Origin of the sequence: Streptomyces sp. JJ36 (assembly GCF_021696945.1) — a bacterium.
Classification (GTDB): Bacteria; Actinomycetota; Actinomycetes; order Streptomycetales; family Streptomycetaceae; genus Streptomyces.
Genome location: NZ_JACYHE010000033.1, coordinates 1 through 14,687, shown reverse-complemented (window position 1 = coordinate 14,687; position 14,687 = coordinate 1). Strand labels below are relative to the sequence as shown.

Genomic DNA, 14,687 nt, shown 5'->3' with positions numbered 1-14,687 from the left:
CCCGGCCCCGCCGGGGGGCCGCTCGCGCCCCCCGGGCCCTTCGTGCTCCCCCAGGCCCCCGTACGCCCCCTGCCGCGCGGGGCCGTACGGCAACCACTCGTCCGGGTGAGGCGTCCTCTTCCGGTGAGAAAGCTGCCCCGAAAAGCCTGCGGGGGCCTCTCCGCAACGCCACACTGGAGGACGGACCGACACCCACGGGGGGACCGATGGAATCCGTACCCAGCCGACGGCCGGCGGACGCAGCCGGCCCGGCGCACACAGAGAAGACCGCACGCACCATGACACCGACGATGTGCCGACACCAGCCGCCGTGCCCCAGCGCGGACTCCGCCGACCGCGAGGCCGCACACCTCGTGGCGCACTGCCCGGAGCAGGGGTGGAGCCTGCTGTGCAACGGGGTGCTCCTCTTCGAGGACACCGGTGAGCTGCTGCCGGACGGCAAGATCATCGGCCCTCGCCGGCCACTCGACGCCGGAGGCGTCACCACCGCCGCCTGAGGAGGTCCGCGCCCCCCGGGGAGGTCCCGCGGGAGCCGCGGAAAGCACCGGGGCCGGCCCGGCGAGTCCGCCGAACCGGCCCCGTCCCGTGCCGCGGGTCAGCCGTCGTACGCCTCGACCGGCGGGCACGAGCAGACCAGGTTCCGGTCGCCGAAGGCCCCGTCGATCCGCCGCACCGGCGGCCAGTACTTGTCCGAGGCCGCCACGCCGGCCGGGAAGGCCGCCTCCGCGCGGCCGTAGGGGAACTCCCACTCCCGTCCGAACTGCGCCGCGGTGTGCGGCGCGTTGCGCAGCGGGTTGTCCTCGACGCTCCACTCCCCCGAACCGACCTTGTCGATCTCGGCCCGGATGGCGATCATCGCCTCGCAGAAACGGTCCAGCTCCGCCAGGTCCTCGCTCTCGGTGGGCTCGATCATCAGGGTACCGGCGACCGGGAAGGACATGGTCGGCGCGTGGAAGCCGTAGTCGATCAGCCGCTTCGCCACGTCGTCGATGCTCACCCCGGTGGCCTTGGTCAGCGGCCGCACGTCGATGATGCACTCGTGCGCCACCAGGCCGTGCGGGCCGGTGTAGAGCACCGGGTAGTGCGGCTCCAGCCGCTTGGCGATGTAGTTCGCGCCGAGCACGGCGACCTGGGTGGCCCGGCGCAGCCCCTCGCCGCCCATCAGCCGCATGTACGCCCAGGAGATCGGCAGGATGCCCGCCGAGCCCCAGGGAGCACCGGACACCGGCCCGATGCCGGTCTCCGGGCCCGCGGCGGGCTGCAGCGGGTGGTTCGGCAGATACGGCGCCAGGTGCGCCCGCACGCCCACCGGCCCGACGCCGGGCCCGCCGCCGCCGTGCGGGATGCAGAAGGTCTTGTGCAGGTTGAGGTGGGAGACGTCCGCGCCGAAGCGGCCGGGGCGGGCCACGCCGAGCAGCGCGTTGAGGTTGGCGCCGTCCACGTACACCTGGCCGCCCGCGTCGTGCACGGCGGCGCAGACGTCCGTGATGTGCTCCTCGAAGACGCCGTGGGTCGAGGGGTAGGTGACCATCAGGACGGCCAGCTCGTCCCGGTGCTTCTCGATCTTCGCCCGCAGGTCGTCCAGGTCCACGTCCCCGTCCTCGCCGGTGGCGACGATGACCACCCTCATCCCCGCCATCACGGCGCTGGCGGCGTTGGTGCCGTGCGCGGAGGACGGGATGAGGCAGACCGTGCGGCCGTCTTCGCCGTTCGCGCGATGGTACGCACGGACGGCCAGCAGCCCGGCCAGTTCGCCCTGGGAGCCGGCGTTGGGCTGGACGGAGACCTTGTCGTAGCCGGTGACCTCGGCGAGCCGCTCCTCGAGCTCCCGGATGAGCGTGAGGTACCCCTCGGCCTGCTCGGTGGGGGCGAAGGGGTGCAGGGTCCCGAACTCCGGCCAGGTGACCGGTTCCATCTCGGTGGTCGCGTTGAGCTTCATGGTGCAGGAGCCGAGCGGGATCATGCCGCGGTCCAGCGCGTAGTCGCGGTCGGCGAGCTTGCGCAGGTACCGCAGCATCGCGGTCTCCGAGCGGTGCGTGCGGAAGACCGGGTGGGTGAGGTAGTCGCCGGTCCGCAGCAGAGCCCCGGGAAGCGCGTCGGCGGTGGCGGCGTCCAGCTCCCCGGCGTCGGCCTGCACCCCGAAGGCGCCCCAGACCTCGGTGAGCCGCTCCCGGGACGTCGTCTCGTCACAGCTCACGCCCACGTGGTCGGCATCGACGTGCCGCAGGTTCACCCCCGCCGCGCGCGCCGCCTCGACCACCTCGCCGGCACGGCCGGGCACGCGGGCGGTGACGGTGTCGAAGAAGGCGTCGTGGACCACCTCCACGCCGCCGGCCCGCAGCCCCGCGGCGAGCAGCGCGGCGTACCGGTGCGTCCGGCGGGCGATGGCGGCGAGCCCGTCCGGGCCGTGGTAGACGGCGTACATGCCGGCCATCACGGCCAGCAGCACCTGGGCGGTGCAGATGTTGCTGGTGGCCTTCTCCCGGCGGATGTGCTGTTCACGGGTCTGCAGGGCCAGCCGGTAGGCCTGGTCGCCGTCGGCGTCCTTGGAGACCCCGACCAGGCGGCCCGGCAGGCTGCGGGCGAACTTCTCCCGTACCGACATGTAGCCCGCGTGCGGGCCGCCGAAGCCCATGGGCACACCGAAGCGCTGACTGGAGCCGACGGCGATGTCCGCGCCGAGCTCGCCGGGCGGGGTGAGCAGGGTGAGCGCCAGCAGGTCGGCCGCGACGGTCACCACCGCGCCGAGCTCGTGGGCCCGCTCGATCACGGCCCGCGGGTCCCGTACGGCCCCGGAGGCCCCCGGGTACTGCAGCAGCACGCCGAAGACGCCGCGCTCGGCGACGTCGGACGGGATGCCGCCGGAGAGGTCGGCGACGACCACCTCCACGCCGGTGGGCTCGGCGCGGGTGCGCAGCACGGCCACCGTCTGCGGAAGGCAGTCGGCATCGACGAGGAAGACGCCCTCCTTGACCTTGCCCACCCGCCGGGAGAGCGCCATGGCCTCCGCGGCGGCGGTGGGCTCGTCCAGCAGCGAGGCGCCGGAGGTGGGGAGGCCGGTGAGGTCGGCGACCATGGTCTGGAAGTTGAGCAGCGCCTCCAGCCGCCCCTGGGAGATCTCCGGCTGGTAGGGGGTGTAGGCGGTGTACCAGGCCGGGTTCTCCAGGACGTTCCGCAGGATCACCGGCGGGGTGAAGGTCCCGTGGTAGCCGAGTCCGATCATGGAGTGGAGGACGGTGTTCCGCCCGGCGAGCGCGCGCAGTTCGGCCAGCACGTCGGCCTCGCTGCGGGCGGCGGGCAGGGCGAGCCGGTCGGTGCTCTTGATCACGTCGGGCACGGCCGCGGCGGTCAGCTCGTCGAGCGAGCCGTAGCCGACCTGGGCGAGCATCTTGGCCCGGGCCTCGGCATCCGGACCGATGTGCCGGTCCTCGAACGGCGTGCCGCGTTCCAGCTCGGCGAGGGAGATGCGGTGGGCAGTCATCTGCGGGGGCCTCCTGGTCTGTGCGACCTGCGAGGGGCACCACTGGGGTGCCCGGACGGCCTCCCCCTCTGTCATCTCAACCTGAGAGTTTCACCGGCCGCACCGCCCGGAGCGCCCGGCTTTCACCGTCGGTGAGGAGGGGCTCCGGCTCGGGACCGTGACCCGCCCTGCTTTCCAGAGTGACCTCGTCCGTACGGTACGTGTGCCTGAGAGATTCCGGGGAGGATTTGCTCCTTCGGCGCCCCCGGCGGCACCGGGGGACTCTCCCGTACGGGGTCGACAGCCGTCTTCGAGACTACCAGCGACACCCCCGGCGGGAACCGGGCCCGCATGCGACCGGCCGGAGGCGGTGGGGTGCCGTTCCGTGGAAAATCTGTGAGAAGGGGTACCCGTGCGGTTCAGGCGACCCGTTGGAGGGACCGTGCAGACCGACATCGACCCGCGCACCCTGATCGGCCGCAAGGCCTTCGACCGCGACGGCGCCAAGATCGGCACCGTCGACGAGGTCTACCTCGACGACGCCACCGGAGTGCCCGAATGGGCGGCCGTCCGCACCGGGCTCTTCAGCCGTGACGCCTTCGTGCCCCTCGGGCCGAGCGAGCTGGACGGCGGGACGCTCCGAGTGCCCTTCGCCCGTGTACTGATCAAGGACGCCCCGGACTTCGGCGTGGGGCGCCACCTCTCCCCGGAGCAGGAGCTGCAGCTCTACCACCACTACGGGATGGACCTGCCGGCCGGCGGCGAGGGTTCCCCGCCCCCCGAGGACCGGGACTTCGGCCGCGTCGCGGGCTCCGAGAGCTGACCGGCCGGCCCGCCGCCCGGCGCGACCGGCATGGCGGGCTCCGCGGGGGCCAGCTCCGGGTCGTCGACAGGGAACGTACGGACCCTGCCGGGCGGGGTGCCGGGCTGCTCGAAACGGACGGTGACGCGGCCGATGCCGCTGCCCTGTACCCACCCGGGCCCCCACCGGGCGTGCCGCACGTCCAGCCCGGGCAGCCAGCGGCGCTGCGGCGGGGTGTCCACGGGCTCCGGGCGGGTGACGCCCGGAGCCTCCTCGGCCGCGCCTCCGGACGGCGTCCCGGCGCCCGCGGGCGGCTCCGGGTCGTCCGGACCCGGCGGTGCGGCGGCACGCGCCGCCGTCGCCTGCGCGAAGAGGTCCTCCTGGGTGAAGTCGGCCAGCCCGGACACGCCCACGCCGAGCAGCCGCACCCCGGCCGTGGTGTCCACGCCCTCCAGCAGCCGGGCCGCGGCCTCCCGGACCACGGCCGGGTCGTCCGTGGGGCCGCGCAGCGTCTCCGACCGCGTGAGGGTGGAGAAGTCGTAGCTGCGCACCTTGAGCACCACGGTGCGCCCGGAGCGCCCGGCGGCCCGCAGCCGCCGCACACAGCGGTCGGCGAGCCGGGCGACCTCGGTGTGCACCCGGGTGCGGTCGGTGAGGTCGGTGTCGAAGGTGTCCTCCACGGAGACGGACTTGGCGTCCCGCTCGGCCACCACCGGCCGGTCGTCGAGGCCGTTCGCCATCGCGTACAGGCCGGCGCCGTGCGCCCGGCCCAGCAGCCGCAGCAGCTCCGCCTCACCGGCCTCGGCCGTCTCCCCGACGGTGGTGATGCCCGCCCGGCGCAGCGTCTCCGCCGTCGCCGGGCCCACGCCGGGCAGGGTGCGGACCGGCAGCGGGGCGAGCAGCTCCCGCTCGGTGCCGGGGGCGATGACGACCAGCCCGTCCGGCTTGGCGTCCTCGGAGGCGATCTTGGCCAGCAGCTTGGAACCGGCGAGCCCCACGGATCCGCTGAGCCCGGTGGCCGCCCGGATCGCGGCCCGCAGGCGCTCCCCGACGGTGCGGGCGGCCGCCGTGGTGGGCGGAGTGCCGCCGGCCTCCAGGTCGACGAAGGCCTCGTCGAGGCTGAGCGGCTCCACCAGCGGTGAGAGGCCGGCGAGCAGCTCCATCACCATGTCGCTGACCTGCCGGTAGAGGCCGAAGCGGGGGGTGAGATAGGCGGCGTGGGGGCAGAGCCGGCGGGCCTGGCCCATGGGCATCGCCGAGTGCACGCCGAAGCGCCGGGCCTCGTAGGAGGCGGTGGCCACCACACCCCGCGGACCCAGACCGCCGACGATCACCGGCTTTCCGCGCAGGCTGGGCTTGGTCGCCTGCTCGACGGCGGCGTAGAAGGCATCCATGTCCAGATGCAGGATCGTCGGTGCGCCTCTCACATCTTCCGATGCTGCCGCACGGCACCGACAGTCCCCGCCACGGCCTCAGCCGGCGTTGCGTTTACGGCGCCGGGCCAGCTCGTCCTCGGGGTGCCGGCCGACCAGGGGCTGCTGCTCCACCGCGTCCTCGTCGCCCGTCTCCACCCGCTCGGCGTGCAGTCCGGACAGGGCGCCCTCCACGTCCTTCCAGACAACGCCGACGGCGATGCCGAAGACGCCCTGGCCGCCCTGGAGCAGGTCCACGACGTCGTCGGGCGAGGAGCACTCGTAGACCGTGGCGCCGTCGCTCATCAACGTCATGCGGGCCAGGTCGGTCCGGCCGCGGGAGCGGAGGTGCTGCACGGCGGTGCGGATGTTCTGCAGGGAGACGCCGGTGTCCAGGAGCCGCTTCACGATCTTGAGCACGACGATGTCGCGGAAGCTGTAGAGCCGCTGGCTGCCGGAGCCGTAGGCGGCGCGGATGCTGGGCTCGACCAGGCCCGTGCGCGCCCAGTAGTCGAGCTGGCGGTAGGTGATGCCGGCCGCGGAGCAGGCGGTGGGGCCGCGGTAGCCGACCTGCTCGGGGGACGCACCGGCCGCCCCGCTCCCGGAAGATCCTGCTTCCGCACCGCCGGAGGCCCCGGCGGCCTCGCCGCCGGAGGGCACGGTGCCCGCCGGGGAGGGCTGCACGGGTGAGGGGTGGGACGGAGGGGAGCCTCCCGCTGCCATGCCGTCGCTGCCGGTGCTTCTCACGCCGACCTCCGTCCTTCACATTCCGGGGAGAGCGCCCCGGAACCCGCCCGATTGACGGTAGGCAGTCACCAGGGGTGCGTCAACGATCGCCACACTCGCCACGCCGGGTGATAATCACCCAACGAGTGGTTTCCCGTGCCCCGGGAGGGGGCAGAGATGTCCGGATGGCCGGGAGCAGCGGGTCACTGGCTGCTGGAGCCGAAGTCCTCCGGCGAGATCTGGTCGAGGAACTCGCGGAACTTCTCCACCTCGTCTTCCTGCTCGTCCGGGATGGCGATGCCCGCGTCGTCCAGCACCCCGTCACTGCCGTAGATCGGCGTGCCGGTGCGCAGCGCCAGCGCTATGGCGTCGGAAGGCCGCGCGCTCACTTCGACACCGCTGGCGAAGACCAGCTCGGCGTAGAACACGCCCTCACGGAGATCGGTGATGCGGACAGCGGTCAGCTCCTGGCCCACCGCCTCCAGGACATCCTTGAACAGATCATGGGTCAGCGGGCGGGCGGGCGTCATGCCCTGCTGCGCGAAGGCGATCGCAGTCGCCTCCCCGGGTCCGATCCAGATGGGGAGGTACCGGTCGCCCCCGACTTCTCGCAGGAGGACGATCGGCTGGTTGGAGGGCATTTCAACCCGGACACCCACGACGTCGAGCTCGTTCACACAGCAACCCTAGGACCTGCCCGGCCCGTTTGGGTAGTCGGGCACCCTTTCGGTGCGGGCATCCGTGTACCGTTCAGGGTTCGCGCAGACCCAGCGCGGACCGCACCAGGACGGCGTGCAGCCGGGCAGCGAGCGCCCCGAGTTCCCGGGCCTCGGTCTCCGCACCCGCCCTGACCTGCGCATCCCGGTGCCTGCGTCGCGGTGCGAGCAGCTGCTCGATCAGCGCCGCCTCGCGCTCCGCCGCAATTCTCACCATGCGTAGATGGCGTGCCTCCAGTCCGTGCCCGCCCAGCGCAGCGAGAAGCCGGGCGATCTCCACCTGCCCGGCCCCGTACCGGCCGTCGTCGCCCGGGCCGAGCAGCCCGTACGCCTGCCACTCCGCCGCCTCCTCCGGGCCGGCGCCCGCGGCGGCCGCCAGCTCGGCCCGGCCGAGCCGCATCTCCGGTTCCCGCCGGGCCGGGGCACCGGCGGTCTCCCCGGACACCCCGGGCGGCCGCGGAGCGTCTCCGGCGCCTGCCGCTCGCCCGGCCGGCAGGCCGTGCTCCCCGGCGGTCTCCAGGTGTTCCCGGATGACCCGCAGCGGCAGGCAGTGGTCCCGCTGCAGGCGCAGCACCCGGGTCAGCCGGTCCACGTCTCCGGGACGGAACCTCCGGTGCCCGGAGGGCGCCCGCTCCGGCTTAACCAGCCCCTCGGCCTCCAGGAAGCGGAGCGTGGCGAGTGTGATCCCGGGGAACTCGTCCCGCAACGCCTGCAGCACCGCGCCGATGCTGCGGGTCCCGCGGGCCCCGGGGGCGGTGCCGGTGGCGGCACCGCCCGGTGACGGGTGCGGCATGGGTCCCCTTTCCGTCAGGCGGGCCCCGGGCCGGGTCACGCCCCCTGCTGGCTCGCGAAGAAGACCAGCCGGTACTTGCCGATCTGCACCTCGTCGCCGTTGGCCAGCGGGATCGGTGTCTCGATCCGCTCCCGGTTGACGTAGGTGCCGTTCAGGCTTCCGACGTCGGTGACGGTGAAGACGCCGTCGGAGCCGCGCCGGAACTCCACGTGACGGCGCGAGACCGTGACGTCGTCCAGGAAGATGTCGCTCTCCGGGTGGCGGCCGGCGGTGGTCAGCTCACCGTCCAGCAGGAAGCGGCTGCCGGAGTTCGGGCCGCGCCGCACCACCAGCAGGGCCGACCCCATCGGCAGCGCGTCGACCGCCGCCTGCGCCTCGGGTGGCAGGGGCGCGACATGCTGCCCGGTGGTCTCCGAGTCGTACGCCTCCAGCCCCGAGATGGAGATGGTGGACGTCGTCTCGGAGGACGCCTCCGGGGCGGGGACCCCGCCCCGCAGCGGCGCCCCGCACTGGGAGCAGAAGCGGCTCTCCTCTGCCACCCGGGTCCCGCACCTGGAACAGACCGGCAAGGCAGGCCCTCCGCCCGTACTCGTGGTCGCTGGTTCCCCGGAACCTATGCGGCCCGTGGTGGCGGGGTCAACAGAAACCGGGCCGTGACCACCCGAACTGCCGCCTCCCGGGCCCTCCACCTGATCGCGGAAGAGGGGCCGCTCGGGCGCGTCGGAGCCCGCGGCCCCGGGCCGCCCGGCGCGGTGCCGCGCCGGGCGGTCACCGTCCTTACGGCTCTTGCCGAACAACTTCGAAAGAAAACTCACGGGCGATTCCCCTCGCACGAAACAGACCCGCCCGTGGGGCAGGACAGACCCTCGATGATCTCATTGGCCACGTCGGACATCAGGACAACGTCCCCGGCCTCGGCACAGTTTCCCCGACCCCGTCCCGCGTCCCCCCGTCGGCCCCCTGCAAGCCTCATCGTCACCTCACTGTGATGACCGAGCGTAGTCAGGGCGCTTCGCCGACCGCAAGGCGTCCACGACGATCTTCTCCGAGCGGGTCACCTCCACGGTGGCCTGCTCCTTCTCCAGCGTCTGCACGACACCGCCGGGGATGTTCAGCGCAGGCTCCAGGTCCTTCGGCTCTCCGATGACCTCGAAGTTGAAGGGCTGGCTCACCCGGTGGCCGTCGATACGGACCCTGCCGCCCTGGTCGGTGAAGTAGGTGCCGGCCACGACCCGGACGTCGTTGATCTCGATCGCCTCGGCACCGGCCGCGCGCAGCTCCTGGATGGTGTCCAGCAGCATATCGGCCTCGACGGCACCGGACGGGTCGAGAACGGTGATGTGCAGCCCCGGACCCTCGGCGGCGACGGTGCCGGCGAGCACGCCGAGCTGCTGCTGCTTCTGCCTGGTCTGCCTCCGCGCCTCCTCGGCCTGGTCCGAGCTGTTCTCCAGTTCCCTGCGCTGGTCCTCCAGACGTTCCCGCTCGTCTTCCAGGCGGGCGGAACGGTCGTCCAGCTCGTCGAGGATGCGGACGAGGTCCTCCTGCCGGGCCCCGCGCAGCGGACTGCTCTCGCTGGTCGAGCGTACCTGGATCGCCAGCCCCAGGCCGAGCACGAACAGCAGCACGGCGACGATGATTTGGGCCCGCGTCATGCGCGGAGGCCAGACGGCCGCCACCAGCCGCTGCCGGCCCGTCCGGCCGTCCCCGCCGGACACGCCGGTGTCCTCCTCCGGCGGCCCGTCGCCGATGTCGGCCCCGCGCGGCTCACCGGCCGGCGCCGGGGCGTCCTGCGGAGACCGGGGCGCCTCCGGAGGGAGCTCGGCGGGGCGCCCGGCCGGTCGCTCCACCGGGGTGCGCTCCGGGGTCTGTTCCGAGCGCTCGCCGGGGCGCCGGTCCGGCTGCCCCTCGGGCTGCCGGTCCCGCCGGGTGCCGGGGCGCTCGTCCGGCTGCTCGTCCGGCCGGCGGTCCGGCCGGTCGTCCGGTGTCCTCGCGTCGTCGCTCATCGGTCTCACGCCCGGAACACATGCCGGCGGATGGCCGCCGCGTTGGAGAAGATGCGGATGCCCAGGACCACCACCACGCCGGTGGACAGCTGGGCGCCGACGCCGAGCTTGTCGCCCAGGAAGACGATCAGCGCGGCGACGACCACGTTGGAGAGGAAGGACACGACGAACACCTTGTCGTCGAAGATACCGTCCAGCATGGCCCGCAGGCCGCCGAAGACGGCGTCCAGCGCCGCGACCACGGCGATCGGCAGGTACGGCTCCACCACCGTCGGCACCACCGGCCGGACGACGAGTCCGGCCACCACTCCCACGATGAGGCCCAGTACGGCGATCACGATGTGCTGCCCTTCCCTGTCTTCACGGGCTCTGCGGTTCGGATGATCAGGCTCTGAGCGGCCGGCAGCCGCACCTCGTCCTGTACGGCGACGGTGTAGCGCACGCCGTAGTTCTCGTGCAGCACCTCCAGGTACTGACCGTCCTCGCTGTCGTCGAAGTCCTCCCGGAACTCGCGGCCGTTCCCCACCGCGAGGATGGTGTACGGGGGCGCCAGCGGTTTGTTGTCGACCAGTATCGCGTCACCGGCCGCCCGGATCGCCGAGAGGGCCGTCAGCCGCTGCCCGTTGACGGACACCGCCTCCGCCCCTGCGGCCCAGAGGCCGTTGATCACCCGCTGCATGTCGCGGTCGCGCACCCGGCCGGTGTCGGAGAAGCCGGTGCTCTGCCGGGGACCGTCGCCGTCGCCGCCGCCGGCGTCCTCGGCGTCGTCGATCACCAGCTTGATCCCGGGGCCCTTGACGGGTGTGGCGCCGGCCAGCAGTGCCGTACGCTCCCCCTGGTCCCCTCCGTGCCGCTCCAGGGCCTTGCGCTGCATCTCCTGGACCGTCTCCCGGAGCTGGTCCACCCGCTCCGCCAGTGCGTCGGCGGCAGCCGTCTCCGTCTCGACCCGGTCGATGAGCTCCTCGCGCTCCTTGGCGAGGGCCGGTGCGTCGACCCGCGCCTGCACCGCCCCCACCGTGACCACGAGCGCGGCCAGCACCAGGCCGGCGGCGAGGCCGAGCTTGGCACGCACGGTGCGCGGCAGGCCCGAGCGCCCCTCCACACCGCGGCGCGCGGCCGCCTCCGCGTATCCGTCGTCGAGGCTGTGGTCCATGACGTTGGTCAGCAGCGACATGGAGGCGTCGGGCCGCGCAGACCGCGGTGCGGTACTCCGAACGGGGGGCTGCTGCGACATGCCGCACATCGTCGCACGTCGCGCCCCGTACCGCCGAACGGGCCCACCGGTGCGCCGTACGGCGGCACCCGGCCACCCCGTCCGGGTGCCGCCGTACGGCTCCCGTCAGCGGCCCGCGCTGTCCACCACGGCCGCCCACTCGTCGAGGAGGGACAGCGTCGAGGCGTCGTCCGGGCCCTCCGCCCACAGGTGGGTGACGGCCTCGGCCGGGTCCGGCAGCACCATCACCCAGCGGCCGTCCGACTCCACGATGCGCACCCCGTCGGTGGTGTCGACGTCGCGATCCCCGGCGGCCTCGACGACCCGCCGCATCACCATGCCCTTGACGGCCCACGGTGTGGTCAGGTCCCGGCGCTGCACGTGCGCCTGCGGGATGCGGGCGTCGATCTGGCTGAGCGTGAGCTGGGTCCGCGCGACCAGCCCGAGCAACCGTACGAACGCCGCCGTGCCGTCGAACACGGAGCTGAACTCCGGCACGATGAAGCCGCCGCGCCCGTCGCCGCCGAAGATCGTGGCGTCCTCCCGGCCGACCCGGGTGAGGTCGTCGGGCGAGGTCGTCGTCCACTCCACCTGGGTCCCGTGGTAGGCGGCGACCTGTTCGGCGATGCGGGTGGTGGTCACCGGCAGCGCCACCTTGCCGCTGCGGCGTTCCGCGGCGACCAGGTCGAGCATCACCAGCAGGGCGCGGTGGTCCTCGACGATCCGGCCCTTCTCGTCGACGAGCGAGAGCCGCTCGCCGACCGGGTCGAAGCGCACGCCGAAGGCCGCCCGGGCCGACGCCACGATCTCGCCGAGCCGTACCAGGCCGGAGCGGCGCGTCTCGGCCGTCTCGGTCGGGCGGGCCTCGTCCAGACCCGGGTTGATGGTCAGCGAGTCGACACCGAGCCGGCCCAGCAGGCTGGGCAGGACGAGCCCGGCGCTGCCGTTGGAGGCGTCGACGACGACCTTGAGGCCGGACTCGGCGATGCCCTCGGTGTCCACGGCGCGCAGCAACGACCCCGTGTACGAGTCGAAGACACTCGCGGGGAAGCGGAGATCGCCGATCTCCCCGGGAAACGCCCTGCGGTACTCCTGGCGGGCGTAGACCCGGTCGAGCTTCCGCTGCGCGGCCTGGGAGAGGTCGGCGCCGCGCTCGTCCATGAACATGATGTCGACGGAGTCCGGCACCCCGGGCGCCGTACGGATCATGATCCCGCCGGCGCTGCCGCGGGCCGTCTGCTGCCGGGCGACCGGCAGCGGGACGTTCTCCAGGTCCCGTACGTCGATCGCGCTGGCCTGCAGCGCGGAGATCATGGCGCGCTTCAGCGCACGGGCACCGCGGGAATGGTCGCGGGCGGTGGTGACCGTGGACCCCTTCTTGAGCGTGGTGGCGTAGGCCCCCGCGAGTCGCACGGCGAGCTCGGGGGTGATCTCCACGTTGAGGATGCCGGAGACCCCGCGGGCGCCGAAGAGGTGCGCCTGGCCACGCGACTCCCAGATCACGGAGGTGTTGACGAACGCACCCGCCTCGACGGTCTTGAAGGGGTAGACCCGCACGTTGCCCTGGACGATGGACTCCTCGCCGATCAGGCACTCGTCGCCGATCACCGCCCCGTCCTCGATGCGGGCGGCCCGCATGATGTCGGTGTTGCGGCCGACCACACAGCCCCGCAGGTTCGACTGGGGGCCGATGTAGACGTTGTCGTGGACCACCGCACGGTGCAGGAAGGCCCCGCTCTTCACGACCACGTTGGAGCCGATGACGGAGTGCTCGCGGATCTCGGCGCCCGCCTCCACCTTGGCGTAGTCGCCGATGTAGAGCGGGCCGCGGAGCTGCGCGTCGGGGTGCACCTCGGCACCCTCGGCGACCCACACGCCCGGGGAGATCTCGAAACCGTCGATCTCCACGTCGACCTTGCCCTCGAGCACGTCGGCCTGCGCCTTGACGTAGCTCTCGTGGGTGCCGACGTCCTCCCAGTAGCCCTCGGCGACATAGCCGTAGACCGGCTTGCCCTCCTTCATCAACTGCGGGAAGACGTCACCGGACCAGTCGACGGGCACATCGGGGTCGACGTAGTCGAAGACCTCGGGCTCCATCACGTAGATGCCGGTGTTCACGGTATCCGAGAACACCTGGCCCCAGGTGGGCTTCTCGAGAAAGCGCTCGACTCGGCCGCCCTCGTCGAGAATGGTGATCCCGAATTCCAGCGGGTTGGGTACCCGCGTCAGGCAGACGGTGACCATGGCACCGCGCTCCCGGTGGAAGTTCACCAGATCGGTGAGGTCGAAGTCGGTGAGGGCGTCCCCGGAGATGACGAGGAAGGAGTCGTCGCGGAGCGCCTCCTCCGCGTTCTTCACGCTCCCGGCCGTGCCGAGCGGCTTCTCCTCGTTGGCGTAGCTGAGCTCCATGCCGAGCTCCTCGCCGTCGCCGAAGTAGTTCCGGACCAGAGAGGCCAGGAATTGCACGGTGACGACGGTCTCGCTGAGGCCGTGCCTCTTGAGCAGCCTCAGTACATGCTCCATGATCGGACGGTTCGCCACGGGGAGCAGCGGCTTGGGCATGCTCGCGGTCATCGGGCGAAGACGGGTTCCCTCCCCGCCTGCCATCACGACGGCCTTCATCTTGGAAGCGTCCTCCTCGCACAGAGATGACGGATGTGCCGACTGCGCCCCGAGGGCGGCCCACAACTCCGGAACCCGGGCGCCCGGCCTCTGCGACGGTGGAAAGGCTGGCTCAGTCGGGTGCGGCGGCGTCCGCGCGCACCAGCCGGCGGACCTGAACCACGTAGAGGATTCCTGCCCACCAGTACAGGGCTGTACCCCATCCCGCGAAGGCCCAACCGAAAACGGCGGCGACCGATGCCATCCAGCCGTTTCCGTCACTCAGCAGCAGCAGCGGAAAGGCGTACATGAGGTTGAACGTGGCGGCTTTGCCGAGGAAGTTCACCTGCGGCGGCGCATATCCGTGCCGGTCCAGCACCCAGACCATGACCAGCAGGAGCAATTCCCGGGCCAGCAGGACGCCGGTCAGCCAGAGCGGCAGGATGTCCCGCCAGGTCAGCCCGACGAGGGTGGAGAGGATGTAGAGCCGGTCGGCCGCGGGGTCGAGGATGCGGCCGAGATCACTCACCTGGTTCCAGCGCCGTGCGAGCTTGCCGTCCAGGTAGTCGCTCACACCGCTGAGGGCAAGCACCAGCAGAGCCCAGCCGTCGCCGTTCGGGCCGCCGAACTCGGGCCACAGAATCAGCCACAGGAAGAGAGGCACACCGACGAGACGGGCCATGCTGAGGACGTTCGGGATGGTGAGGACCCGGTCCGTCTGCACCCGCGTCTCCTGGACCTCCACCTGGCCTCCCGTGCTGAGGTGAGCCACCGACGATGACGACCCGACCTTACCCCGCCCCCGGCGGCGCCCCACGCGGCGGGGCGGGCCTACCGCACCCGGCGACCCGGGGAACGCGAAAAGGGGTCTCGCCGGCCATGGCCGGCGAGACCCCTCTCCCAAAGATTGTTCGGCGGCGTCCTACTCTCCCACACACTCCCGCATGCAGTACCATCGGCG

13 protein-coding genes and 1 riboswitch are annotated in these 14,687 nt (G+C 72.5%); of the genes, 2 read left to right on the top strand and 11 right to left on the bottom strand.

What is annotated here, in order from left to right; translation table 11 throughout:
- Positions 1-290 precede the first annotated feature (290 nt).
- A complete protein-coding gene (locus HOY81_RS14805) occupies positions 291-497 on the top strand; it encodes a DUF5999 family protein (protein ID WP_237320861.1) in 207 nt (68 codons plus the stop codon).
- Positions 498-595: 98 nt separating this feature from the next.
- Here HOY81_RS14805 and gcvP read toward each other — a convergent pair whose 3' ends face one another.
- Positions 596-3,481: an aminomethyl-transferring glycine dehydrogenase gene (gene gcvP / locus HOY81_RS14800; RefSeq protein WP_237320818.1), complete on the bottom strand. Its 2,886-nt coding sequence runs from the start codon at positions 3,479-3,481 to the stop codon at positions 596-598.
- A 184-nt stretch (positions 3,482-3,665) separates the two neighbouring features.
- A riboswitch (glycine riboswitch) is annotated at positions 3,666-3,760 on the bottom strand.
- 142 nt (positions 3,761-3,902) lie between these two features.
- Here gcvP and HOY81_RS14795 point away from each other — a divergent pair.
- Positions 3,903-4,283 carry a PRC-barrel domain-containing protein gene (locus HOY81_RS14795; protein WP_237320817.1) on the top strand — a complete coding sequence of 127 codons (381 nt, stop codon included), beginning with the start codon at positions 3,903-3,905 and terminating at the stop codon, positions 4,281-4,283.
- Here the strand turns inward: HOY81_RS14795 and HOY81_RS14790 are convergent.
- The 10 genes from HOY81_RS14790 to HOY81_RS14745 all read right to left on the bottom strand — a co-directional run bounded on the left by HOY81_RS14790 (position 4,196) and on the right by HOY81_RS14745 (position 14,471).
- Positions 4,196-5,689 (bottom strand): DNA polymerase IV, encoded by a 1,494-nt coding sequence (locus HOY81_RS14790; protein WP_237320816.1) that lies wholly within the window; start codon positions 5,687-5,689, stop codon positions 4,196-4,198. The two genes, HOY81_RS14795 and HOY81_RS14790, sit on opposite strands and share 88 nt — an antisense overlap.
- A 45-nt stretch (positions 5,690-5,734) precedes the next feature.
- On the bottom strand, positions 5,735-6,421 hold the full coding sequence (locus HOY81_RS14785) for a MerR family transcriptional regulator (protein WP_237320815.1): 687 nt from the start codon (positions 6,419-6,421) through the stop codon (positions 5,735-5,737).
- A 182-nt stretch (positions 6,422-6,603) separates the two neighbouring features.
- On the bottom strand, positions 6,604-7,077 hold the full coding sequence (locus tag HOY81_RS14780; protein ID WP_031222224.1) for a bifunctional nuclease family protein: 474 nt from the start codon (positions 7,075-7,077) through the stop codon (positions 6,604-6,606).
- Positions 7,078-7,150: 73 nt separating this feature from the next.
- Positions 7,151-7,909, bottom strand: coding sequence for a MerR family transcriptional regulator (locus HOY81_RS14775; RefSeq protein ID WP_237320814.1), 759 nt, complete (start codon positions 7,907-7,909; stop codon positions 7,151-7,153).
- Between the two features lie 35 nt (positions 7,910-7,944).
- On the bottom strand, positions 7,945-8,766 hold the full coding sequence (locus HOY81_RS14770) for an FHA domain-containing protein (protein WP_237320860.1): 822 nt from the start codon (positions 8,764-8,766) through the stop codon (positions 7,945-7,947).
- Between the two features lie 123 nt (positions 8,767-8,889).
- Positions 8,890-9,912 (bottom strand): DUF881 domain-containing protein, encoded by a 1,023-nt coding sequence (locus HOY81_RS14765; protein WP_237320859.1) that lies wholly within the window; start codon positions 9,910-9,912, stop codon positions 8,890-8,892.
- Positions 9,913-9,917: 5 nt separating this feature from the next.
- A complete protein-coding gene (locus HOY81_RS14760; RefSeq protein WP_027750352.1) occupies positions 9,918-10,250 on the bottom strand; it encodes a small basic family protein in 333 nt (110 codons plus the stop codon).
- Complete coding sequence (locus HOY81_RS14755; RefSeq protein WP_237320813.1) at positions 10,247-11,155, bottom strand: DUF881 domain-containing protein; 909 nt, start codon at positions 11,153-11,155, stop codon at positions 10,247-10,249. Before HOY81_RS14755 ends, HOY81_RS14760 begins: the two co-directional genes overlap by 4 nt.
- A gap of 96 nt (positions 11,156-11,251) precedes the next feature.
- Complete coding sequence (locus HOY81_RS14750; RefSeq protein ID WP_237320812.1) at positions 11,252-13,747, bottom strand: mannose-1-phosphate guanyltransferase; 2,496 nt, start codon at positions 13,745-13,747, stop codon at positions 11,252-11,254.
- A gap of 112 nt (positions 13,748-13,859) precedes the next feature.
- A complete protein-coding gene (locus tag HOY81_RS14745) occupies positions 13,860-14,471 on the bottom strand; it encodes a CDP-alcohol phosphatidyltransferase family protein (RefSeq protein WP_237320858.1) in 612 nt (203 codons plus the stop codon).
- Positions 14,472-14,687: the final 216 nt, after the last annotated feature.

Coding starts and splice junctions, on each gene's coding strand:
- HOY81_RS14805 (WP_237320861.1), top strand. CDS start 291: ATGTGCCGACACCAGCCGCCGTGCCCCAGCGCGGACTCCGCCGACCGC.
- gcvP (WP_237320818.1), bottom strand. CDS start 3,481: ATGACTGCCCACCGCATCTCCCTCGCCGAGCTGGAACGCGGCACGCCG.
- HOY81_RS14775 (WP_237320814.1), bottom strand. CDS start 7,909: ATGCCGCACCCGTCACCGGGCGGTGCCGCCACCGGCACCGCCCCCGGG.
- HOY81_RS14765 (WP_237320859.1), bottom strand. CDS start 9,912: ATGAGCGACGACGCGAGGACACCGGACGACCGGCCGGACCGCCGGCCG.
- HOY81_RS14755 (WP_237320813.1), bottom strand. CDS start 11,155: ATGTGCGGCATGTCGCAGCAGCCCCCCGTTCGGAGTACCGCACCGCGG.
- HOY81_RS14750 (WP_237320812.1), bottom strand. CDS start 13,747: ATGAAGGCCGTCGTGATGGCAGGCGGGGAGGGAACCCGTCTTCGCCCG.